Annotated in this window: 24 protein-coding genes; 12 read left to right on the forward strand and 12 right to left on the reverse strand. The window is 62.9% G+C overall.

Going from position 1 to position 22,105, the window contains the following annotated elements:
- Positions 1–158: 158 nt before the first annotated feature.
- From edd to F1609_RS10870, 5 genes are all read left to right on the forward strand, one after another.
- Positions 159–2,075 carry a phosphogluconate dehydratase gene (gene edd, locus F1609_RS10850; protein WP_167076461.1) on the forward strand — a complete coding sequence of 639 codons (1,917 nt, stop codon included), beginning with the start codon at positions 159–161 and terminating at the stop codon, positions 2,073–2,075.
- A complete protein-coding gene (eda, locus tag F1609_RS10855) occupies positions 2,072–2,695 on the forward strand; it encodes a bifunctional 4-hydroxy-2-oxoglutarate aldolase/2-dehydro-3-deoxy-phosphogluconate aldolase (protein ID WP_167076462.1) in 624 nt (207 codons plus the stop codon). The genes edd and eda overlap by 4 nt, the downstream gene beginning before the upstream one ends.
- Positions 2,696–2,879: 184 nt before the next feature.
- A complete protein-coding gene (locus F1609_RS10860) occupies positions 2,880–3,077 on the forward strand; it encodes a hypothetical protein (RefSeq protein ID WP_167076463.1) in 198 nt (65 codons plus the stop codon).
- A gap of 262 nt (positions 3,078–3,339) precedes the next feature.
- Positions 3,340–3,825, forward strand: coding sequence for a Rhs element Vgr protein (locus F1609_RS10865; protein WP_167076464.1), 486 nt, complete (start codon positions 3,340–3,342; stop codon positions 3,823–3,825).
- Between the two features lie 45 nt (positions 3,826–3,870).
- The gene (locus F1609_RS10870) at positions 3,871–4,380 is read left to right on the forward strand and encodes a GNAT family N-acetyltransferase (protein WP_167076465.1); all 510 of its coding nucleotides are present in this window, start codon (positions 3,871–3,873) and stop codon (positions 4,378–4,380) included.
- Positions 4,381–4,438: 58 nt separating this feature from the next.
- Here the strand turns inward: F1609_RS10870 and F1609_RS10875 are convergent, their stop codons facing one another.
- Positions 4,439–4,984, reverse strand: a complete 546-nt coding sequence (locus tag F1609_RS10875; protein WP_167076466.1) for a dihydrofolate reductase family protein — start codon at positions 4,982–4,984, stop codon at positions 4,439–4,441.
- A gap of 363 nt (positions 4,985–5,347) precedes the next feature.
- Between F1609_RS10875 and F1609_RS10880 the strand changes: the two genes are divergently transcribed.
- The 3 genes from F1609_RS10880 (at position 5,348) to F1609_RS10890 (ending at position 7,076) form a co-directional block, all read left to right on the forward strand.
- Complete coding sequence (locus F1609_RS10880; protein ID WP_167076467.1) at positions 5,348–5,815, forward strand: hypothetical protein; 468 nt, start codon at positions 5,348–5,350, stop codon at positions 5,813–5,815.
- 533 nt (positions 5,816–6,348) lie between these two features.
- Positions 6,349–6,705, forward strand: a complete 357-nt coding sequence (locus tag F1609_RS10885; RefSeq protein WP_167076468.1) for a hypothetical protein — start codon at positions 6,349–6,351, stop codon at positions 6,703–6,705.
- Entirely contained in the window at positions 6,696–7,076 is a 381-nt protein-coding gene (locus tag F1609_RS10890; RefSeq protein WP_167076469.1) for a hypothetical protein, read from the forward strand. The genes F1609_RS10885 and F1609_RS10890 overlap by 10 nt, the downstream gene beginning before the upstream one ends.
- 75 nt (positions 7,077–7,151) lie before the next feature.
- On the opposite strand, the gene F1609_RS10895 is transcribed toward F1609_RS10890, so the two are convergent.
- The 5 genes from F1609_RS10895 to F1609_RS10915 are packed head-to-tail and all read right to left on the reverse strand — an operon-like array spanning position 7,152 to position 11,431.
- Positions 7,152–7,895, reverse strand: a complete 744-nt coding sequence (locus tag F1609_RS10895) for a hypothetical protein (protein ID WP_167076470.1) — start codon at positions 7,893–7,895, stop codon at positions 7,152–7,154.
- Between the two features lie 6 nt (positions 7,896–7,901).
- Positions 7,902–9,125 carry an ABC transporter permease gene (locus F1609_RS10900; RefSeq protein ID WP_229421809.1) on the reverse strand — a complete coding sequence of 408 codons (1,224 nt, stop codon included), beginning with the start codon at positions 9,123–9,125 and terminating at the stop codon, positions 7,902–7,904.
- Positions 9,122–9,892 carry an ABC transporter ATP-binding protein gene (locus F1609_RS10905; RefSeq protein WP_308609365.1) on the reverse strand — a complete coding sequence of 257 codons (771 nt, stop codon included), beginning with the start codon at positions 9,890–9,892 and terminating at the stop codon, positions 9,122–9,124. The genes F1609_RS10900 and F1609_RS10905 overlap by 4 nt, the downstream gene beginning before the upstream one ends.
- Positions 9,892–11,100: an efflux RND transporter periplasmic adaptor subunit gene (locus F1609_RS10910; protein WP_167076471.1), complete on the reverse strand. Its 1,209-nt coding sequence runs from the start codon at positions 11,098–11,100 to the stop codon at positions 9,892–9,894. The genes F1609_RS10905 and F1609_RS10910 overlap by 1 nt, the downstream gene beginning before the upstream one ends.
- Before the next feature lie 58 nt (positions 11,101–11,158).
- Entirely contained in the window at positions 11,159–11,431 is a 273-nt protein-coding gene (locus F1609_RS10915) for a hypothetical protein (RefSeq protein ID WP_167076472.1), read from the reverse strand.
- A gap of 128 nt (positions 11,432–11,559) precedes the next feature.
- Between F1609_RS10915 and F1609_RS10920 the strand changes: the two genes are divergently transcribed.
- Entirely contained in the window at positions 11,560–12,027 is a 468-nt protein-coding gene (locus F1609_RS10920) for an Lrp/AsnC family transcriptional regulator (RefSeq protein ID WP_167076473.1), read from the forward strand.
- A gap of 4 nt (positions 12,028–12,031) precedes the next feature.
- Here F1609_RS10920 and F1609_RS10925 read toward each other — a convergent pair whose 3' ends face one another.
- The 3 genes from F1609_RS10925 to F1609_RS10935 are packed head-to-tail and all read right to left on the reverse strand — an operon-like array spanning position 12,032 to position 13,987.
- Positions 12,032–12,997 carry a sensor domain-containing diguanylate cyclase gene (locus F1609_RS10925; RefSeq protein WP_229421810.1) on the reverse strand — a complete coding sequence of 322 codons (966 nt, stop codon included), beginning with the start codon at positions 12,995–12,997 and terminating at the stop codon, positions 12,032–12,034.
- A gap of 1 nt (position 12,998) precedes the next feature.
- Positions 12,999–13,625, reverse strand: coding sequence for a chemotaxis protein CheC (locus tag F1609_RS10930; RefSeq protein ID WP_167076474.1), 627 nt, complete (start codon positions 13,623–13,625; stop codon positions 12,999–13,001).
- On the reverse strand, positions 13,622–13,987 hold the full coding sequence (locus tag F1609_RS10935; protein ID WP_167076475.1) for a response regulator: 366 nt from the start codon (positions 13,985–13,987) through the stop codon (positions 13,622–13,624). The genes F1609_RS10930 and F1609_RS10935 overlap by 4 nt, the downstream gene beginning before the upstream one ends.
- Before the next feature lie 197 nt (positions 13,988–14,184).
- On the opposite strand from F1609_RS10935, the gene rpiA reads away from it, so the two are divergent.
- Both rpiA and F1609_RS10945 read left to right on the forward strand, forming a co-directional pair.
- Positions 14,185–14,862, forward strand: coding sequence for a ribose-5-phosphate isomerase RpiA (rpiA, locus tag F1609_RS10940; RefSeq protein ID WP_167076476.1), 678 nt, complete (start codon positions 14,185–14,187; stop codon positions 14,860–14,862).
- A gap of 75 nt (positions 14,863–14,937) precedes the next feature.
- Positions 14,938–15,279: a hypothetical protein gene (locus F1609_RS10945; protein ID WP_167076477.1), complete on the forward strand. Its 342-nt coding sequence runs from the start codon at positions 14,938–14,940 to the stop codon at positions 15,277–15,279.
- A gap of 50 nt (positions 15,280–15,329) precedes the next feature.
- On the opposite strand, the gene F1609_RS10950 is transcribed toward F1609_RS10945, so the two are convergent.
- Together F1609_RS10950 and argA are read right to left on the reverse strand one after the other, a co-directional pair.
- Positions 15,330–15,602, reverse strand: coding sequence for an oxidative damage protection protein (locus F1609_RS10950; protein WP_126074017.1), 273 nt, complete (start codon positions 15,600–15,602; stop codon positions 15,330–15,332).
- 33 nt (positions 15,603–15,635) lie between these two features.
- On the reverse strand, positions 15,636–16,946 hold the full coding sequence (gene argA, locus F1609_RS10955) for an amino-acid N-acetyltransferase (protein WP_167076478.1): 1,311 nt from the start codon (positions 16,944–16,946) through the stop codon (positions 15,636–15,638).
- 54 nt (positions 16,947–17,000) lie between these two features.
- On the opposite strand from argA, the gene hrpA reads away from it, so the two are divergent.
- Complete coding sequence (hrpA, locus tag F1609_RS10960; protein WP_229421811.1) at positions 17,001–21,356, forward strand: ATP-dependent RNA helicase HrpA; 4,356 nt, start codon at positions 17,001–17,003, stop codon at positions 21,354–21,356.
- A gap of 89 nt (positions 21,357–21,445) precedes the next feature.
- Here the strand turns inward: hrpA and F1609_RS10965 are convergent, their stop codons facing one another.
- Positions 21,446–21,949 (reverse strand): PRC-barrel domain-containing protein, encoded by a 504-nt coding sequence (locus tag F1609_RS10965; RefSeq protein ID WP_167076479.1) that lies wholly within the window; start codon positions 21,947–21,949, stop codon positions 21,446–21,448.
- Between the last annotated feature and the right edge of the window lie 156 nt (positions 21,950–22,105).

The raw sequence follows: 22,105 nt of genomic DNA on the forward strand, positions 1-22,105 counted from the left end.
CGACTTACCGAACGCGTGCCTTATAGATGTTGCCAGGCATCTTCATCGACTGTTACCTGGCAACGGATGAGCAAAGTGCGCAAGTCCGGGACCCAAGATGTGTGGTTCCGGGAGATTTTGTAGTAAAATTTCACGAAATAAATTCATAAGGAACGACCATGGCGTTGCATCCCGTAGTTGAATCGGTCACCAAACGCATCATCGAACGCAGCCGTCCGTCGCGCGGCGCGTACCTGGCGCATCTCGATGCGGCGCGCATCGAAGGCCCGCAGCGCGGCGCGCTCTCGTGCACCAACCTGGCGCACGGCTTCGCGGCCTTCCCGGCCAACGACAAGCTGCTGCTCAAGCAGGTCAAGAAGCCATCGGTGGCGATCGTCTCGGCCTACAACGACATGCTGTCGGCGCACCAGCCATTCGAGCACTTCCCGGCCATTATCAAGGACGCGGTGCGCGAAGTCGGCGCGGTGGCGCAGTTCGCCGGCGGCGTGCCCGCCATGTGCGACGGCGTCACGCAGGGCCAGCCGGGCATGGAACTGTCGCTGTTTTCGCGCGACGCGATCGCCATGGCGACTGCCATCGCGCTGTCGCACAATATGTTCGATACGGCGGTGTACCTGGGCGTGTGCGACAAGATCGTGCCGGGCCTGTTGATCGGCGCGCTGCACTTCGGCCACCTGCCGGCGGTATTCGTGCCGGCCGGGCCGATGACGACCGGGATGTCGAACAAGGAAAAGGCGCGCATCCGCCAGCTGTACGCGCAGGGCAAGGCCACGCGCGACGAGCTGCTCGAATGCGAGTCGCAGTCGTACCACGGCGCCGGCACCTGCACCTTCTACGGCACCGCCAACAGCAACCAGATGCTGATGGAGATCATGGGCCTGCACATGCCGGGCGCCGCCTTCATCACCCCGGGCACGGAACTGCGCGACGGCCTCACGCGCGCCGCGGCCCAGCGCGCGGTCGCCATTTCGCAGCAGGGCGGCAGCTACACGCCGGTCGGCCAGATCGTCGATGAAAAGTGCATCGTCAACGCGGTGATCGGCCTGCTCGCCACCGGCGGCTCGACCAATCACACCCTGCACCTGGTGGCGATCGCCAAGGCGGCCGGCATCGTGATCGACTGGAACGACTTCAACGAGCTGTCGGCGGTCATTCCGATGCTCACCCGGATCTACCCGAACGGCGACGCCGACGTGAACCACTTCCAGGCCGCCGGCGGTCCCGGTTTCGTGATCCGCGAACTGCTCGACGCAGGTTTGCTGCACGACGACGTGACCACCATCCTCGGCAAGGGCTTGCGCGCGCACTGTGCCGAACCCTTCCTCGATGGCGCAAAGGCGATCTGGAAGGAACTGCCTGCGCTCACCGGCGACGACAGCGTGCTGCGCCCGGCGGCGGCGCCGTTCGCGCGCGATGGCGGCATGATCCTGGTGGCCGGTAACCTGGGCCGCGCGGTGATGAAAATCTCGGCGGTCAAGGAAGAACACCGCATCGTCGAAGCGCCGGCGCTGACTTTCAATTCGCAGGAAGACTTCATGCACGCCTACACGGCGGGCAAGCTCGATCGCGACTTCGTGGCCGTGCTGCGCTTCCAGGGTCCGCGCGCCAACGGCATGCCGGAACTGCACGCGCTCACGCCGGCGCTGGCCAACCTGCAGGACGCCGGCCGCCACGTGGCGCTGGTGACCGACGGGCGCATGTCTGGCGCGTCGGGCAAGGTGCCGGCCGCGATCCACGTCTCGCCCGAGATCCTGGCCGGCGGCCCATTGGGGCTGGTGCGCGACGGCGACATCATCCGCCTCGACGCCACCACCGGCACGCTCGAAGCGCTGGTGCCGGCGGCGGTGTGGGCTGCGCGCTCGCAGGCCACGGCCGACCTGTCGTCCAGCCATATCGGCATGGGCCGCGAACTGTTTACCATGTTCCGCAACGCTATCAGCGAAGCCGAGAAGGGTGCCACCACCTTCCCGCTGCCATCGCCTATTCCCACCACCGTGCAGCTGCACGACGCCGCCGACATTGGCGACACCCTGCCTGGCTCCGACGAAGACTTTTTGATCAAGAACCCAAAATGACCATGACCCTACTCGACATCATGCGCTCGGCGAGCGTAATTCCCGTGATTGCCATCGACGATCCGGAGCACGCCGTGCCGCTGGCAAAGGCCCTCGTTGCAGGCGGCATCCGCGTGCTGGAAGTGACCTTGCGCACTGCGCACGGCCTGGGCGCGATCCGCGCCATGGCGCAGGTGGAAGGCGCCATCGTCGGCGTCGGCACATTGACCCAGGCCGATGAGTTTGCAGCGGCGCGCGACGCCGGCGCGGTGTTCGGTGTTTCGCCGGGCCTCACGCCGGCCTTGATTGAGGCGGCGCGCAAAAGCGGCCTGCCGCTGCTGCCGGGCGTGATGACGCCCTCGGAAGTGATGGCCGCGCGCGAAGCGGGCTTCCGCCAGCTCAAGCTGTTCCCGGCGGTGCCGGCGGGCGGCGTGGGCATGCTCAATGCGATCGGCGGCCCGCTGCCGGACGTGACGTTCTGCCCGACCGGCGGCATCTCCATCGAGACTGCGCCGCAGTTTTTGGCGTGCAAGAACGTAGCCTGCGTGGGCGGCTCGTGGCTGACGCCAAAGGACGCGATCCTGGCCGGCGACTGGGCCCGCATCACCGAGCTGGCCCGGGCGGCGTCCGCGCTGCGTTAAGGCTTAAGGCGCGCCCACGTGCGGCCTTGCTGGCGCGGTTAGCCAGGGCGTTCCATGACGGCTGGTGAAATCAGGATGGCGTCGGCCTTGTTGGGCGACGCCATCGACTCAAAGAAGTTGGTACATATTCGTGGCGGCGATAGCGAGACAGATACTAATCGGAATCACCCAAAGAGCGGTCCAGATGACGGCACTCCAGAAGGCAAAGGGCGAAGTCAGCCTGCTGATTGGATTTTCCCAAGGACCGCTCCATGTGCCGATCCTGAAAACGGCACTGCCAGAGCGAAGCGCTCTTGCTATATCAACCGTCATCACCCAGGCGAAAGTGCCGAACATGAGAGTGATTAATGCTGTGCCGACGGTGTTCATGTTTTTACTCTAAGCAGTATGTGTAATGGGAATGATACTAGAGCTCTTGCGGGAGCTCAACGCCTGCTTCTGGGGATAGGGGATGGACCGGCTGGTCTGCATCAGGCTCGACTGGAATACGGTGGTGATATTCCGAGGCTGTTCGAAACCGTCTTTCAGCAATCTAAATTAGAATGGGCGAGCTTCTCAATCCTGCAAACCACACAATGAATGCTGTCCCTTTTCGTTGCCTGCATTCGCATCGCTGGCGACACCTCGCCGCAGGCGAAATCGCTATGGCGACACTGCTGTTCGGCCACGCCATCGATTATGCCAAGGTACGCATCTACAACCGGCGCTACCTGCCGTTCGGGCTGCAGCCGATCAACTGCGCCATGACGCCCAATGGCGCCATGTACTTCGACAAATCGCGTTGCCTGCCTGATTTTTCGGCCGCTAACGAGCACATGCGCCACTGGTTCATGCACGAGATGGTACATGTGTGGCAGCACCAGCTGGGTTACCCCGTGCGCTGGCGCGGCGCGGTGCGCATCGGCTTGAGCTATGTGTATGAACTGGCCGCGCACAAGTCGCTGGCCGACTTCAACATGGAAGCGCAGGGCGATCTGCTGGCCGACTATTTCGTGCTCAAGTTCATGCGTTCTTCCAATGCGATGGCGCAGCAGCGCTACGCGCGCAGCCTGGCGCTGTTCGAGACCGTGCTGGCCGGCTTCCGCCAGGATCCCGCAGGCCGCGATCATCTGCCTGGGGCGCGCCGCTAGCCGCTGTCGGCCCAGGAGCGGCGGTTTGAAAACCAAGCATACTCCATGAAAATCACGACGCGACTGGCCTGCACAACGGACAAGGACACCATCTGGACGCTCTACGAAAGCGCGCTGAGAGCGCACATCGAATCCATCTGGGGATGGGATCGAGTCTGGCAGCGAGACGACTTCAACAAAGCATTTGCTGCTTCAGCAAGCTATATCGTCGAGCTTGATACGCAGCTTTGCGGTTATATCCAGCTCGACATCGATGACACCGACGTCCATCTGCGCATGCTTGTTCTGACGCCAACGGTCAGATCAATGGGGATTGGGGCTGCCGTGCTGCAAAAAATCCTGGCATGTACTCATCAGTCAGGTCGTCCGCTGCACTTGCGCGTGTTTCGTGTCAATGGGGCGGCGAAACGGTTCTATGAGCGAGAGGGGTGGGTTGTCGAGGCTGCGGATGACGCATTTTTTACAATGACGCACCCGCTGAACGAGGTCGCCGGCTTGCGTCGTTTTACTGTCGCCCTCGTCCCGGAAAGTTTTGAAGTCAGCATTGACGTATAAGCAGGGCCGCCAGAACGCTCGAGGGGCAATCTCCGCTTCGGGGCAACTGACGGAGGGCTCAGCGCGGCACGTAGCGCAGCGCCACCGCGCCCGAGGCAAACTCGCGCCGGCCGACCAAGGCCAGGTCCAGCATCCGCGGCAAGCCGGCGAACAGGCTCGGTCCGTGGCCCGCCACCCTGGGATGCACGATGAATTCATACTCGTCGATCAATCCCATTTCGGCCAGCGCTCGCGGCAAGCTCACCCCGCCCGTATACAAGCCATTGCCGGGTTCGCGCTTGAGCGCTTCCACGGTGGTGCGCAGGTCGCCGCGCACCAGTTCCGCGTTCCAGTCGACGCTCTCCAGGGTGCTTGACACCACATATTTTTTTGCCGCGCCGATGGTGCGGGCAAAGGGCGCCGTCCAGTCGGGCCGCTCGCCCTGCGGCGCCGGTGTACGCCATGCCGATTCCATCATTTGATAGATCACGCGGCCGAACAGCAGCGCATCGGCCCGGGCCAGGGTCTCGGCCGCATGGCGATGCAGTTCCGCATCGGCAATCCCGACCCGGTGGTCGTAGCACCCATCCAGGGTGAGGTTGATGGAGTAGCGCAGTGGCCGCATGGTTTCTCCTTGCTGTACGTGTGATGTCCCGAGCCAGCGCCAGGTGAGCAATCGGATCGCGCCCACCCGTAGCGTCAACTATACAGCCTATCGCCCGACGCTCGACGCTCAGTCCCCAGGACCTGGCCGATCGTGCCGCGGTCAGTTCATCACGGCCGATCGCCGTGCTGACCGAGCGTCGACGCTGCCTGCCTTGTTGGGTCGGACAAGTTTCCTGATGCTGCGTCAACTCCCACGTGACGTTTCCGTATGTGCTCAGTCAATACTGCGCACAGGAACCTCTTTACCCTTGGCAATTACTTACTAAATATTTTCTAGGGAAATCTTTTTATGCGACCCAATCGGCTGATATGGTGGAGTGGCATGGCTGTCACGTGGTGCGTGAATGTATCAGCGGCGCCGCTGGTTGGCGAGCTCGATGTGCGGATGGGAAGCGGGGGTATGCCGTGCTTTACGGTCTTTCAGAAAGACGAGCACCGCTTCGGGGCGCCGGAATTTCGTTCGATCAGCGTGAACGAGGTGAGCGCTGGAGGAAAGGCATTGATGTGGGCCATGACGATCCCCCCGGAACGGCCTTTTCTGGTCACCTTTCGCCTGTGCATCCCGTATGCGGGGCGCTTACCCGTGTTGCCGAAAACGACAGCGTTGCCGCTTCAGCCGGGCAAGCTCTACGAGGCCCTGATCGACATCAAGCCACCCATGCTAACGAGCGCGCCGCGGGCCTATCGCGCCAGGTTTTGCCTGAGCGGAAAGGCGGGCGGGGCGGGACAATTCCGCACGCTTCACGGCGGGGCGGTTGATGGCAAGGGGCGTGCTGGCTGTGCTGGGTAGAAATCACCACTTATTTCGTTTGGGAATTTTTTTGTGCCCGATCAATTGGGAGTCTCATTCGTTCAGCTAATGTTGGTTAAAGATTCCATGTGGAAATAATTTAACCCAGCACAGTGGACGGTGACATGTCGACGATCTTGTTGTCTGAAATCCTTGAAAGCGTTGAGCTGGCGTACAGGCCTTTCCCGGCAAGCCTTGGTCTGTGACAGCGCATCATGGACACCGGCGCACTTGTCTGTGAGGCAGTATCCAGGCCGCTGCCAAGGGCCAATGCGCTCACCAAGGGAATCGTTCAACGGTCGAGCCATGCACAGCCGGCACGTGTTGGCATCTACAGTTGGCCTGTGCCACGGCGGGTACGTCCGCCAGCAAATGGATTTGGAGGACCGGACGGGTACAAGACCCACGGGATTGTTTGCAACCCTTTTGATAGTGACGCCGGCCGCAGGCTGGTTGCGTCATATACCTCTCAAGGGATGAGTCCATTCGAGGCCCTGGACAAAGCATCGGAATTGATGGCGAGTGGATCGAACATGCCTGAAGCAATCGCGCTGGTGGCAGGTGATTGTTTATATAAATTGGTGCCGGCAGGCGCTGTACCTGGAAAGTACTCCGCGTTTTTTGCCACGGCGGACGAAATGTCAATGTTAAAAGGGATGAGCTTCGATCAACTATGCGATCGTATTGGCTTTCCTTTGGAGAGTCAGCAAACGCGCCGCTTTGACATCTATGAGGTCACGGCGAAGCACGCCATCACGGTATTCGCATCGACGATTGCTGGCACTACACAAAATGGATATCGTCAATCTGGTGGAGGGACTCAAACCATGATCACTAATCGCAGCGCATTTTCCGTTCCCGTATTGATTGGGACATTTCCATGCGCTTGACCAAAAGGCGACTTGTCAGAATGGGGGCGGAGGCCGGGTTTTATGCCGAGGTGGACACGGTCAGGCTTGAACGCCTAGCAAGAGAAGTGCTGGACTATATACAGACGCATATCAACCCCGATAATGATGAGTACGAGATAGGGTTGTGGGTAGCTCCCATGTGCAAGCGAGTTCTCGACGGTACGATCCGGCTGCCTGTGCCGCACCTGGATTTGCCGCTCAGCTACCCAGTGCGTGAAGGGCTGTTGCCCTTGGACTTCCAGGAACTATTTTCTGAATTCAGAATAACGGCCTGTGGAATGGCACTGGAAATTTCCGAGGAAATCGTGGTCGATGGTGTGTCGTACATGGTTGCCGATTTTGAGGAATGAACGCAGCGTAGAGAGTTTTAATGGCGCGGGCGCGAGGCCGGCAGTTCGGCCAGGCCCCGCTCGCTGCGCCAGACATCACTTCTCCCCGCTGAATTCAAACTCCACCAGCGCATCATCGGGCCAACTGGCATCTGACAGCGGCGCCACATACGTCATCTTGTCGTCCTTCACCGCGCCGGGCGGCGCGGTTTCGCTGCGTTGCCCGGCCACCATGCGATACCCCGCAAGCGCGCGCGGCGCCGCTTGCATCACATGCACACGCGCCGTCTTGCACGGCCCGCCGAGCGCACTGATCATCGTGCGTTTGGCGAAACCCATCTCCTTGCGCTCCACCGCCCAGCGCACCTCGCATTCGAGCCGCAGATCGCCCAGCCGGCGCGCATTGGCGGGCACGTCCGGCGTGCGCACGTCCGGGCGCCAGCGGAAGCTGCCTTTCTTGCGGTTGAGGATGATTTCGGCGTCCTCGTCCAGCGCCGCCTGGTTGCGCGGCATGGCAAACGTGCCATCGGCCGCCAGCGGCACGGCAATGCTGGTGTCGTTGCCGGCGATGCGGATGGTCACGCCCTCGATGCTGGCGTCCGGCGCGCTCGGGCGCAGCAGGAAGCGCAGGGGCGCTGCCGGCGCCAGCGTGTGCCTGGCGTCGAAGGCATCGAGCCCGGCAACAAACGCCTTGTAGGTCTTGAAATCCGGATCGCGCACCGCGTTGATCTGCACCGTGTCGACTTCTCTCACGGCCTCGGCCTCTTTCACGGGCTCGGCGTCCTGGGCGGTCGTGGGGCCAGCGGCCAGCATCATGGCAATCAGTAAGGTCAATGTCATCAAAGTCTATTCGTAACGTAAACAATCGACCGGCAACAGGCGCGAGGCGCGCCGCGCCGGATAAAAACCAAAGAACACCCCCACCAGGCTGGAAAAGCCGCAGGCCACGATCACCGCCGACAGGCTGATGACCACGTCGAACTTGCCGCTGGCCGTGATCGCCGCCGCCAGTCCCATGGCTATGGCAATCCCGACCACGCCGCCGGCCAGGCAAATCACCACCGCTTCGGTCAAAAATTGCAGCAGCACATCGCGCGGCTTGGCGCCGATGGCCATGCGGATGCCGATCTCGCGCGTGCGCTCGGTCACCGACACCAGCATGATGTTCATGATGCCGATCCCGCCCACCACCAGCGAAATGGCGCCGATCAGGCCGAGCAGGGCGGCGATGCCGGCGCTGATCTTGCCGGCGGTTTCGGCAAACGAGGCCAGGTTGTCGATGCGGAAGTCGTCCGGCTCCTCGAATTTGATGTGATGGCGGTCGCGCAGGGTTTCATTGATGTCTTCGATGGCGTCCTGCAAGTTGCCGTCCGACTTGCCCTGTGCCACGACGTAATGCACATTGTCGGGAAAGGGGTTGCGGATCAGGTGGGCGCGGGCGGCGGTGATCGGCACCAGCACCAGTTCCGACAAGTCCGGCCCGTCGATCTGCTTGCCTTCGCCGTGCAGCACGCCCACCACCTGGAAGGCGACGTTTTCGATGCGGATATATTTGCCCAACGGGTCCATCTTGTAGAAGAACTGGTCGGCCACCTTGTGTCCGATGATCACGCTGCGCGAAGCGGCGCGCACGTCCGCTTCGCTGAATACGCTGCCCAGTTCCATCTTCCAGTTGCGGATCTTGAACATCGCGGGCGTCACGCCGCTGACGCTGCTGGACGAGGTTTCGTTGCCGACCGCGAGCTTGAAGCCGCTCTGCAAGGCCGGTGCGGCGCCCGCCAGGCTGGGCAGGGTATTTAAGGCGGCCGCATCGGCCAGGGTCAGGGCGGGCGCGGCGCCGGCGCGCATGCGCTGGGCCGCGGCGCGGTTGCCGCCCGGCGAAATGAACAGCATATTGGTGCCCAGCGCTTCGAGTTCCTTGCCGATGAAGCGCTGCATGCTGTCGCCCAGGGCCAGCAGCAGCACCACCGAGGTGATCCCGATGATGATGCCGAGCATGGTCAGCGCGGTGCGCAGGCGGTTCGCGCTCATCGAGCGGAACGCTTCGATCACGACCTGGAAGACATTCATGGCGCCTCTCCATGCGCCAGCGCCTGCTGCTCGTGGCTCAGGGCCAGTTCGCGCAAGCCTTCGGCGGCGGGGCCGTCGTACAGCACGCGTCCGTCTTTCAGGCGCATCAGGCGCTTGCTGTAGGCGGCAATGTCGCTCTCGTGCGTGACCAGCAGGATGGTGATGCCGCGTTCGGTATTAAGTTGCTGGAAGGAGCGCATGATCTCGACGCTGGTCTGGGTATCGAGGTTGCCGGTCGGCTCGTCCGCCAGGATCAGCGGCGGGTCGCCCACCAGCGCGCGCGCGATCGCCACCCGTTGCTGCTGGCCGCCCGACAATTGATTAGGCGTGCGCCTGGCGTAATCGGCCAGGCCGACCCGGTCCAGTTCGACCAGCGCCTTGGCGTGGGCTTTGGCGCGCGACACGCCGGCGTAGATCAGCGGCAAGGCCACGTTTTCGGCCACGCTCATGCGCTTGATCAGGTTAAAGCTCTGGAACACGAAGCCAATGGTCCGGTTGCGCACGGTGGCCAGTTCGGCGCGCGACAGGGTCAGCGTGTCGATGCCGTTAAGCAGGTAGGTGCCGCCGGTGGCCTGGTCCAGGCAGCCGAAAATATTCATCAGGGTCGACTTGCCCGAGCCGGATTGCCCCATCACCGCCAGAAAGTCGCCACGCGGCACCAGCAGGTCGATGCCGAACAGCACTTGCGTTTCCATGCTGCCCGAAAAATAGCTTTTGGTGACCTGGCGGATATCGATCAGCGGCGTCGCCGAGTCTGGCGCCGGCATCAGAACTCGCTCTTGGCGCTGGCGTTGGCGCGCGTAATGACTTTGTCGCCCTTTTTCAGCTCGCCCGCGAGCACTTCGGTGTAGCGGAAGTTGGACAGGCCGATCTTGATGTCGACCGGCCTGGCTTCGTTCTTCTCGTCGAGCTTGTAGACCTTGAAGATGCGCGCCGTTTCGCTCTTGCTGCGGAAGGCGATGTCGTCTTCCTCGCTTGGGGCCGGCACCATGGCCGGCGTCTTGCCGCTGGCTTTCTGTTTCTTCTGTTCCTTTTCCAGCTCTTCATCGCTGAGGCGGAAACGCAGCGCGGCGGTGGGAATGCGCAACACATTCGGGCGGTTGCCGACCACCAGCCGCACCTGGGCCGTCATGCCGGGCTTGAGCAATTCTTCCTTGTTTTCGACGTCGAGCACGACGTTGTAGGTGACCACGTTCTGCACCACGTTGGCCGCCAGCCGGAACTGGCGCATGCTGGCCGCAAATTCGCGGTCGGGGTAGGCGTCGACCACGAAGTGGGCCGGCTGGCCATCTTTCAGCGCGCCGACGTCGGCTTCCGAGACGCTGGTGTCGATCTGCATCTTGGTCAAATCCTTGGCGATCTGGAACAGGTTGGGCGTGGTGAAGGAGGCCGCCACCGTCTGGCCCAGGTCGATGGTGCGCTTGATGACCACGCCGTCGATGGGGGCGCGGATCACGCTGTTGTCGAGGTCGGCCTGGGCGCGCGCCAGTTGCGCCTGCGACAGCTTGATGTTGGCCTTGGCCACGTCGAGCTCGCGGCGCGACTGGTCCAGGGTCAGGCTCGAGACGTAATTCTGCGCCACCAGCCGTTCGTTGCGTTCGAAGTTCGCTTGCGCCAGGCGCATCGAGGCTTCGGCCGAGGCCAGGCCGGCTTCGACCTGGCGGATCTGGGCGTTGAAGATGGTCGGGTCGAGTTTGAGCAAGACCTGGCCCTTCTTCACGTGGTCGTTGAAGTCGGCCTTGAGCTCGACCACGGTGCCCGACACTTGCGAGCCCACATTGATCAGCGCCACCGGGTTGATGGTGCCGGTGGCGGTGACGGTCTGGGTGATGGTGCCGGTGTCGACCAGGGCCGAGCGGTAGCGCGACTCCGGGATCACGGGCGGTTTTTTCGATTGCAGGTAAGCAGTGCCGGCGGCGCCGGCAGCGATCACGGCGATCAGGATGGCTACGCGTTTCCGGGTGAATATGGGCATGGGCTTCGACAAGGCTGGCGCGGCTGCGCGACGTTGTAGTGTCCGCCATTTATGCTTATTAAGCAACATGCATACGTGCAACTTTTTCCTGGAAGGGGAGAATGTCGATGATCTCGATCACGTTGCGCAGGCGCGTCATGAACAGGTCGAGCAGGTCGGGCTCTTGGGCGCGCAGGTCGAGGAAAATGACATCGTCGGCGGCGCTGCTGTCGAGTTCGAGTGCTGCCAGGTGCAGGCCGCCACGGCGGGCAATGGCCAGCACGGCTTCGAGGGTGTCCAGGGTGGCCGTCTTGGCAACGGAAAAGTGCAGGGGCAGGTGGCTATCGTTCATGCCTGAAAGGATATCCGCAGGGTGGCGGAATAGGCTTTCGAAGTGGCCGCTGGTTTTGGTGATAATGGAAGAATCTTCTGTAAAAGATGTGCTATCGTCAGATTTCTTCCTTTGGGGTACGAAAAGCCATGAATGCTGCCGAACTTGACGAGATTGACCGCAAGATCTTGCGCGAGCTGCGTCGCGATGGCCGCATTGCGAATACCCAGTTGGCCGAGCGCATCGGGCTGTCGGCCTCGCCATGCTGGAACCGGGTACGGCAGATGGAGGAGGCCGGGGTGATCGAGGGCTACACCGTGCTGCTCAATCAGAAGGCGCTGGGCGTGCCCGATACGGTGATGATCGAGGTGACCCTGGACCGGCATGACGACGATACCTTCGAGCGCTTCGGGCAGGCGCTGGCCGATATGCCGGAGGTGCTGGAAGCGTATCTGTTGACCGGGGAGTACGATTACCTGATCAAGGTGGCGGTGGCGGGCACGGCGGGGTATGAGGAATTTTTACGGCGCAGGTTGTACAAACTGCCGGGCTTGCGCCACAGCAGGTCGACCTTTGTGTTGCGGGTGTTAAAGCGCAGTTATTCGCCGGAACCGTAAGGGCCTACACCGCACTGAAGCGCACCACCCGGTTGCGTCCGGCCCCTTTGGCCATGTACAGCGCCCGGTCGGCTTCGCCCAGCAACACGGCAATATCGCTCGGATGCTCCAGCGCGTGCGTCGCCAGGCCAATGCTCACCGTGACATACCCGGTCAGCTCGGCCTTGGCATGTGGAATCCCCAGGGCGGCAATGCGCTCGCGCATCTTTTCAGCCAGTACCTGGCTGTGGTCGGGCGTCATCTCGGGCAGGATCACGGCGAACTCTTCGCCGCCATAGCGCGCGATCAGATCGGCCGGACGCTGCAGCATGGCGGCCAGCGCGTGCGCCACCTTGATCAGGGTGTCGTCCCCCTGCTGGTGTCCGTAATGGTCGTTGTACGGCTTGAAGGAATCGATATCGATCATTAATAAGGAGAGCGGTGTGCCCGAGCGTTTGGCGCGGCGCATTTCCTTTTCCATCGCCACATCGAAATGGCGCCGGTTGGCGATCCCGGTCAAGCCATCCGAGAACGTCTGCGAGCGCAATTCCAGCGCCTGGTCGCGCAGCAGGCGTTCGCGGGTCACCGCCACGCTGACATCGGTAATCTGGATCAGGCAATGGCGCGCCAGCCCCGGCACGTCCAGCGGCGTGACCGCCACGGCCTGCTGCATGCGCTCGCCCGCGGCACGGGCGGCGTCATTCGCAAACAGTGCGAACGGGGCCTTGTGCAAGGTCTGCGACAGCACCGATGGGAAATTGTCGCGCAGCGCCTGGCGTACCGCGCTGTCGATGCGCTTGCCGTTAAGCTCGGGGAACAGCGCGAAAAAATCCTGCCCCACGACGCTGTCGGCCGGCAAGTCGGAGTACTGGCTCATCCAATGGTTCCACACCACCACCCGGCGCGCGTGGTCGAGCACGATGGTACCCAGATTGATCGCGCCGAGCACGCTTTCAAGCATGCCCTGGCCAGGTGCCGCGGCGAGCGCCATGTCAGGCCGGACCCATGATCTTGGCAAGGTAGCGGTCGACCTGGTCTTGCAGGTCGTGCAGCGCAGTCAGGTCGAGGATGAAGGCCACATAGCCGTGGATCTGGTGTTTTTCGAGGATGAAGTCGATGTGCAGCATCAGCACCACGGTATCGCCCAGGCCGCCGGTGGCGCTCAGGATTTCTTCGCTGGTGCCGACGTGGTACTCGGGCAGGGAACCGCTCAGTTCTTGCGCGAAAATATTGGCCAGGGTGCCGACGCAGGAATTGAGGATGATATTGCCGATTTCGCTCAGCGCTTCCTGCTCCATCTCGGTCAGTTCCTTGAGCGGCACCGACTCGCCCACCATCAGGCGCACGATGTCGAGGCTCTTGTCCTCGGGGAACATCAGGATCGCTTCGGTCTTGAAGGCGCCTTCGTAATGCTGGCTGACGCCGCACACCCGGGCGCTGTCCTTGTTGCCGAGCATCTCAGCGGCATCCGCACGGTTCAAAAAGCTGATCGACGGCACCGACATCGTCACTTCTTCATTGACGATCTCGCTCATCGACTTGGCCGCGTGGCCGACGCCGATGTTGAAGATTTCGACCAGCGCATCGTGCTGCAGTTCGCTGAGATTGAACGTGTTCATTCCAGGGCGCCGATCAGGGCGTGGATGCGCGCTTCGGTGATCGGCTTTTCCAGGAAACCGATGCCCAGTTCGTTGGCGCGGTTGCGGGTGGCGTTCTGGACGTTGGCCGTGCAAAGGGAAATATGCGCGCTTGGGCAAGCCGCGCGCAAATGCTCGGCGGCGGCCAGGCCGCCCATGCCGGGCATGTTGACGTCGATCAGGATCAGCACGGGGGAGAGGGTCTTGACCTTCTCGATGCCTTCTTCGCCGGTGCCGGCCTCTTCCACCTGCCAGCCGGGCTGGCGGCTGAGGATGAATTGGCGCGCCATCAGCCGCGATACCCGACTGTCATCGATGACGAGGACCGTTTTCGTTTCGTTCATGTCACTTCCCAGAGAATCTATGCACTGGGGCATTTTCGCATAGTTTCCCACGCCGTATAGGTAAAACGGCCCAGCCGTGCCACCAACAAGGTGACGTTCATGCGACATGGCAACAAAAAGGGGCGGTAAAGGTGTATTGGCGGGGTGCGATCCGTTAAAATAAGAGCATTCTTCCATTTTCTCCCCTATTTTTTGACATGACTCAAGACGAATTGAAACAAGCCGTGGCGCGTGCCGCGATTGCCTATGTGGTTGACGGCGAGATCATCGGCGTCGGCACCGGCTCCACCGCCAATTTCTTCATCGATGAGCTGGCCACCATCAAGGACCGCATCAAGGGCACCGTCGCCTCGTCCGAAGCGACCGCGGCGCGCCTGCGCGGGCACGGCATTGCCGTGTACGACCTGAACGACGTGACCGGGATTGCCGTCTACATCGACGGGGCTGACGAAATCACCGCCAGCGGCGCCATGATCAAGGGTGGCGGGGCGGCCCTGACGCGCGAGAAAATCGTCGCTTCCGTCTCGCGCCAGTTCGTCTGCATCGCCGACGGCTCCAAGCTGGTGCAGACCATGGGCGCCTTTGCGCTGCCGGTCGAAGTGCTGCCGATGGCGCGCACGGCCGTGATGCGGCGCCTGGCGGCCCTGGGCGGCCAGCCGCGCCTGCGCCTCAAGCCAGGTACCGAACAAGCGTTCATTACCGATAACGGCGGCGAGATCATCGACGTGGCCGGCCTGTCGATCACCGATCCGGTGGCGCTGGAGCAAGAGATCAACCAGATCGTCGGCGTCATCGCCGTCGGCCTGTTTGCCCAGCGCGGGGCAGATGTATGCCTGCTGGGAACAAGCGAAGGCGTGAAGACGCTGACGTTTTAATCGGTCCACGACATCGATGCGGCAAGACATCGATCAAACATGCAGTTTAAGAAATAGTTCAACGACGGGGATAACATGAAGCGATTGCTTTTGGCGGTGACGTGTGTGGCGGTGGTGCTGGGCGGCTGTGCGTCGGTCGGGAAAAAAAATGTCGCGGTGCGCCAGGCGCCGGTGAAATTGGCCGTCGTGCAAGCGCCGGCGCTCGACGCCAAGGGCCAGCCGGTCGCGCATGTCGCGTTCCGTCCGGGCATTTCATCGGTGACAGTGGAAAACATGGCCAAGAAGCAAGGTTGCACGGGCGGTGTGGGGGCCGGCCTGATGACGCCGCCGGGTCCGGTCGAGGTATACCGCATGGTGTGCGACAACCGCACGATTTACCAGGCCAAGTGCGAATTGCGCCAGTGCAGGGCGATTTGAACGTCGGGTAAAACATCGGTGCCAGGTCAGACCTGGCACCGATTTGGGTGTCAGTCTGCCGGTGGCACGTAGCCTTGCGCCGCGTCGGCGCCGTCGCCGAAGAAGTGTTTTTCCATCTGCGTGGCAAGGTACTTGCGCGCGCGCTGGTCGGCCAGGTTCAGGCGGTTTTCATTGACCAGCATGGTCTGGTGCTTGAGCCAGGCGGCCCAGGCTTCTTTCGAGACGGTTTCCCAGATTTTCTTGCCCAGTTCGCCCGGGTAAGGTGGAAAGTCGAGTCCTTCGGCTTCCTTGTTCAATTTGACGCAATGGACGGTGCGGGCCATGTGTACTCCTCAAGCGGATAAGTAAAGGCGTGATTATAAAGACTTAATCAGCACTTGGGATTTGCGCTGCCAGTTATACATATGCTGGCGGTCCTTGGGCAGCGCGTCCACCGTGGCCGGCTTGAAGCCGCGCTTCTGGAACCAGTGCGAGGTGCGCGTGGTGAGCACGAACAGCTGTTTCAGGCCGGCCGCGCGCGCGCGGTTTTCCACGTGCTTGAGAATGCGCTCGCCGTCGCCCTGGGCTTGCACGTCCGGATTGACCGTCAGGCAGGCCATTTCGCCCATTTTCGATTCCGGGAACGGGTACAGGGCGGCGCAGCCGAAGATCACGCCATCGTGCTCGATGACCGAGAACTGGTCGATCTCGCGTTCGATCAGTTCGCGCCCGCGCTTGACCAGGGTGCCGTCCGCTTCGAGCGGCTCGATCAGCTTGATGATGCCGCCGACGTCTTCGATGGTGGCGCGGCGCAGGCTTTCCAGGTTCTCGTGGCTGATCATGGTGCCCACGCCATCGTGGGTAAACAGTTCGAGCAGGGCCGAGCCGTCCATTTCGAACGGCACGATGTGGGCGCGCGGCACGCCGCTGTTGCAGGCCTTGATGGCGTGCTGCAGGTAGAACGCGGCGTCGGCCGGCAAAAAACCCGCCTGCAGCACGGCTTCTGCCTGGTGCGACGACAGTTCGCGGATTTCGGCGCCGCCTTCGTCTAGCATCATCGGCGTTTCGGTGATGAATACGAGTTTGTCGGCGTGCAGGGCGATCGCGGCCGACACGGCCACGTCTTCCATGGTCAGGTTGAACGCTTCGCCGGTCGGCGAAAAACCCAGCGGCGAGAGCAGCACAGGGCTGTCGGTGGCCAGGATCGCGTGGATGGTCTCGGCGGCGATCTTGCGCGGCATGCCGGTCAGTTCGAGGTCGACGCCGTCGATCACGCCAAGCGGGCGCGCGGTGACGAAGTTACCTGAGATGATGCGGATCGCGGCGTGCGCCATCGGCGTGTTGGGCAAACCCTGGCTGAAGGCGGCTTCGATGTCGAGCCGCAGTTCGCCGGCCGCTTCTTTGGCGCATTCGAGGGCGGCGGTGTCGGTGATGCGGATGCCGTTGTGAAAACGGCCTTCCACGTTCCGTAGCGCGAGCTGTTCGGCGACCTGGGGACGCGAGCCGTGCACGATCACCACCCGGATATCGAGGGCGACCAGCAGCGACAAGTCCTGGGCCAGCACCGGCAGCGCGCCGGCGGTGACGAGTTCACCCGGAAAGGCGACCACGAAGGTCTTGCCACGGAACGCGTGGATGTACGGCGCGACTGAGCGCAGCCATTGGACGAATTGGTTAGGGGTTTCCATTTGGCGCATTATAATTCGCTGCGCGACTTGCGCGCTAAATTCATGTAAAAAACAATGTCAGAACAGAGTAACAAGCCTTCCACACCGCCGTCGCCACCCGTCGCCACGCCCCGCAACGCCAGCGAGGCCGGTCAATCCGCCGCGCGTCCGGACCAGGCGCGCACGCCACGGCCGCCACGCGACACCCAGGCGGGCGGCCAGCGCGCGCCGCGCGAAGGGCAGCAAACCGGTGAGCGCGCGGCGCGTGCGCCACGTCCGCCACGGGAAGGGCAGCTGGCCGGGGAACGTCAGGCGCAAGCGCCACGTGCGCCGCGTGAAGGGCAGCCGGCCGGTGACCGTCCGGCGCGAGCGTCGCGTGCGCCACGCGATGGGCAGCCAGCCGGTGAGCGTCCGGTGCGCGAAGGTCAGCCAGCCGGAGAGCGTCCGGTGCGCGAAGGTCAGCCAGCCGGAGAGCGTCCGGCACGTGCTCCGCGTCCGCCGCGTGAAGGCCAGCCCGCCGGTGAGCGTCCGGCACGCGCGCCGCGCGAAGTGTTCCGCACGCCGCTGCCACCGATTACCTTTCCCGAGGATCTGCCGGTCTCCGGACGACGCCAGGATATCGCCAGGGCGCTGCTGGAAAACCAGGTCATCATCGTCTCCGGCGAAACCGGTTCCGGCAAGACCACCCAGCTGCCCAAGATTTGCCTGGAGCTGGGACGCGGCCAGAAAGGCCTGATCGGCCACACGCAGCCGCGCCGGATCGCCGCGTCGTCCACCGCCAAGCGCATCGCCCAGGAACTGGGCACGCCGCTGGGCGTGCACGTGGGCTTCAAGGTGCGTTTTACCGACACCCTGCAACCGGGCGCCTCGGTCAAGCTGATGACGGACGGGATCCTGCTGGCCGAAACCCAGACCGATCCGCTGCTGAAGAACTACGACACCATCATCATCGATGAAGCGCACGAGCGCAGCCTGAACATCGACTTTTTGCTCGGCTACCTGAAGCAGCTGCTGCCGCGCCGTCCGGACCTGAAAGTGATCATCACCTCGGCCACCATCGACGCCGACCGCTTCGCGCGCCACTTCGCCAACGGCGACAAGCTGGCGCCGGTAATCGAAGTGTCGGGCCGCCTGTACAAGGTGGAGGTGCGCTATCGCCCGGTCGACCGCGATCCGGTAACGGCCACGCCGCCTCCCGCGGCGGGCAAGCCGATGCCCAAGGCGCAGGCCGCGCGCGACAAGCGCGACCTGATGGACGCGGTGGTCGACGGCGTCGACGAATTGTGCCGCCTCGGGTCGGGCGACGTGCTGGTGTTCCTGCCGGGCGAGCGCGAGATCCGCGATTGCGCCGAGGCCCTGCGCAAGCACCATCCGCCGCATGTCGAGATCCTGCCGCTGTTCGCCCGCCTGTCGGTGGAGGAGCAGGAGAAGGTCTTCAAGATCACCAATGCGCGCCGCATCGTGTTGGCCACCAACGTGGCCGAAACCTCGCTGACGGTGCCGGGTATCCGCTACGTGGTCGACGCGGGCCTGGCGCGCGTGAAGCGCTACAGCTTCCGCAACAAGGTCGAGCAGTTGCAGGTCGAGCCGATCGCGCAGTCGGCCGCCAACCAGCGCGCCGGCCGCTGCGGCCGCGTGGCCGACGGCGTCTGCATCCGCCTGTACGAAGAGAACGATTACCTGCAGCGCCCCAAGTTCACCGAGCCGGAAATCCTGCGCTCGTCGCTGGCGGCGGTCATCCTGCGCATGAAGTCCCTGCACCTGACCGACGTGGAGACGTTCCCGTTCATCGAGCCGCCGCAAGGCCGGGCGATTGCCGACGGCTACCAGCTGCTGCAGGAAGTGGGCGCGGTCGACGAGTCGAACGACCTGACCCCGCTGGGCCACAAGCTGGCCAAGCTGCCGCTCGACCCGAGGGTCGGGCGCATGATCCTGGCCGCGCTGGAAAACGCCTGCCTGACCGAGATGCTGATCATCGCCTCGGCATTGTCGGTGCAGGACCCGCGCGACCGCCCGATGGAGCACCAGCAGGCGGCCGACGAGGCGCACAAGAAGTTCGCCGACGAGAAGTCCGAATTCCTCACCTATATCAAGATCTGGACGTGGTTCGAAGCGGCCATCGAGCACAAGAAAACCAACCGCCAGCTGATGGAAACCTGCCGCACCAATTTCCTGTCGCAGGTGCGCCTGCGCGAATGGCGCGACGTGCATTCGCAGCTGCTCACCATCGTCAAGGAGCAAGGCTGGCGCATGAACGAGCTGCCTGCCACCTACGAGAACCTGCATACGGCGCTGCTCACTGGCCTGTTGGGGAACATCGGCTTCAAGTCCGAGGACGAGCCGGGCGCCGGCTACCTGGGCGCGCGCGGCATCAAGTACCACGTGTGGCCGGGTTCTTCCCTGATCAAAAAGCCGGGCAAGTGGATCATGGCGGCCGAACTGGTGGAGACCACGCGCCTGTACGCGCGCTGCGTGGCCAACATCGCGCCGGAGTGGATCGAGCGGGTGGGCAGCCATCTGCTGAAAAAATCCTGGGGCGAGCCGCGCTGGGAAAAGCGCGCCGCGCAGGTTACCGCGTCCGAACGCGCGACCTTGCACGGGCTGGTGATCTACAGCCAGCGCCGCATCAACTATGGTCAGTTCAACCCAAGCGAAGCGCGCGAGATTTTCATTCGCGATGCGCTGGTGGCGGGCGACTACGACACGCGCGCGCCGTTCTTCGCGCATAACCACAAGCTGGTCAAAGAGATCGAGAACCTCGAGCACAAGTCGCGCCGTCTCGACGTGCTGGTGGACGACCACCTGATCGCCGCCTTCTACGACAAGCTCATTCCATCGGACGTGGTCAACGGCGCCGGTTTCGAGAAGTGGCATAAGGACGCCACCTTCAAGGAACCGAAGCTGCTGTTCCTGAACCGCGACGAATTGATGCGGCACGAGGCGGCCGGGGTGACCACCGAGTTGTTCCCGAAGGCGATGTCGGTGACCGGCATCGAGATGCAGCTGACCTACCACTTCGAGCCGGGCAGCCTGCGCGATGGCGTGACCCTGGCGGTGCCGCTGTTTGCGCTGAACCAGCTGCCGCGCGAACGCGCCGACTGGCTGGTGCCGGGCATGTTGAAGGAGAAGGTGCACTTGCTTCTCAAGTCGCTGCCGCAAAAGCTGCGCCGCCATTGCGTGCCGCTGCCCGATTTCGCGGCGCGTTTTTGCGAGCGCGTGCACGAGGCGGGCAAGTTCGGGCGCGGGGATTTGATCGATGCGATCATCGCCGACATCCGTTCGGAAACGAGCCTGATGGTGATGACCACCGACTTCAAGCCCGAAACGCTGCCGGCGCATCACTTCATGAATTTCAAGGTGATCGACGAGCACGGGCGCCAGCTCGACATGGGCCGCAACCTGGCGACCTTGCAGGCCGAATTCGGCGGGCAGGCGCGCCAGAGCTTCCAGAAGCTGGCGGAGGTGTCGATTCCGGCCGCGCCGGGCAAGGTGCAGGCCACCGCCACCACCTCGGCTGCGCCGGCGGCGTCATCGAAGAGCGCGGACCCGGGCACGCAGCCGAATGCGCCCAAGGTCAGCCAGCACACCGGCCTGACCTCGTGGACCTTCGGCGAACTGCCCGAACTGCTCGAAATCGTGCAGGGCAAGCTGACCCTGATCGGCTTTCCGGCGCTGGTCGACAAGCAGACCCACTGCGACCTGGAAGTGTTCGACGATCCGACCGTGGCCACCGCCACCCACCGCATCGGGCTGCGCCGCCTGTTCGCACTGCAGTTCAAGGAACAGATCAAGTTTATCGAGAAGAATATTCCTGGGCTGCAGCAGATGGGCATGCAGTTCATGGCCATGGGCTCGCAGGAAGAGTTGCGCGACCAGATCATCCAGAAGGCGATCGACATCGCCTGCCTGCAAGATCCATTGCCGACCGACGCGGCCTCGTTCAACAAGCGCAAGGACGAGGGCAAGTCGCGCCTGACCTTGCTGGTGAACGAGATTGCACGGCTGGTTTCGCAGGTGCTGACCGAGTTCCACGGCTTGCCCAAGAAGTTGCAGGGCGTGCAGGCGCAGGCTGCGGCCGACATGCAGTCGCAGTTGCAGAGTCTGGTGCACAAGCGCTTCCTGATCGACAACGATTACGCGCAGCTGGCGCATTTTCCGCGCTATCTGAAGGCGATCAATGTGCGGCTGGAAAAGCTGCGCGCCGATCCCGCGCGCGACGCCAAGCTCATGGCCGAGTGGACCCAGTCCGCCAGCCACTTCATGCGCGCCGCACGTGACCGTCTGGCGGGGAAGAACACCGATCCGAAGATGGTGGAATTCCGCTGGATGCTCGAAGAACTGCGCGTGTCGCTGTATGCGCAGGAGTTGCGCACGCCAATGCCGGTCTCGGCCAAGCGCCTGCAGAAGGTGTGGGAGTCGATGCAGCGCTGATGCCGCTAACTTAAGCTCCGTCATTCCCGCCTGCGCGGGAAGTCATTTCTGCCAATGGCCGGAATGACAGGGCTTACTTTCGGGGGAGCTTAACTTGGCGCAGTGCCGCCGCTCATGCCGCTGCCGCTCATGTCACTGCCGGCCATGCCGCCCGCCGCTGCACCGCCGCCCATGCCCGATTGCGATCCCGCCCTCATGCCGCCGGCATCGGTGCCGTAAAACCCATGCACCTGGTTGGCCCAGCCGATGTCACTCATGTCCGGCCAGGCGTCGGGGTCGAAGCCAGGCGCGTTTTTCAGGCGCTCTTTTTCCACATTGAGCACGAAGCGCTTGTTGACCGTATCGAGGTGCAGTGCCTGCCACGGCACCGCGAACAGTTTTTCGCCCAGTCCCAGCATGCCGCCGAAAGCCAGTACCGCGTAGGCAACTTGCCCGCTGCGCATGTCGAGCATGATTTCCTTGATTTCGCCCAGGTCGTCCTCCTGGGAATTGACCACGTTGTCGCCGATCAGGGTGTCGGCGCCCATCAGGGCCGGGCCGGGGCCGGCGCTGTTTTTGTACATCCCATATTTGTCGCGCTCCATGTAGCTCATATCGTTCTCCTGTTTTTTGGGTGTGCGGACTTCGCCGTTCGCGGTCCGTTATGCAAACAGACTAGGGGCTGGCGCAAGCCGTTCTTTGATCTGCCTCAATGGTGCCGGCGCGCGCGCCACGTGCGTCGATGTTGCTTTTTTGTTCATCGCAACCGC

Source organism: Massilia aquatica (genome assembly GCF_011682045.1).
GTDB classification, from domain to species: Bacteria; Pseudomonadota; Gammaproteobacteria; order Burkholderiales; family Burkholderiaceae_D; genus Telluria_A; species Telluria_A aquatica.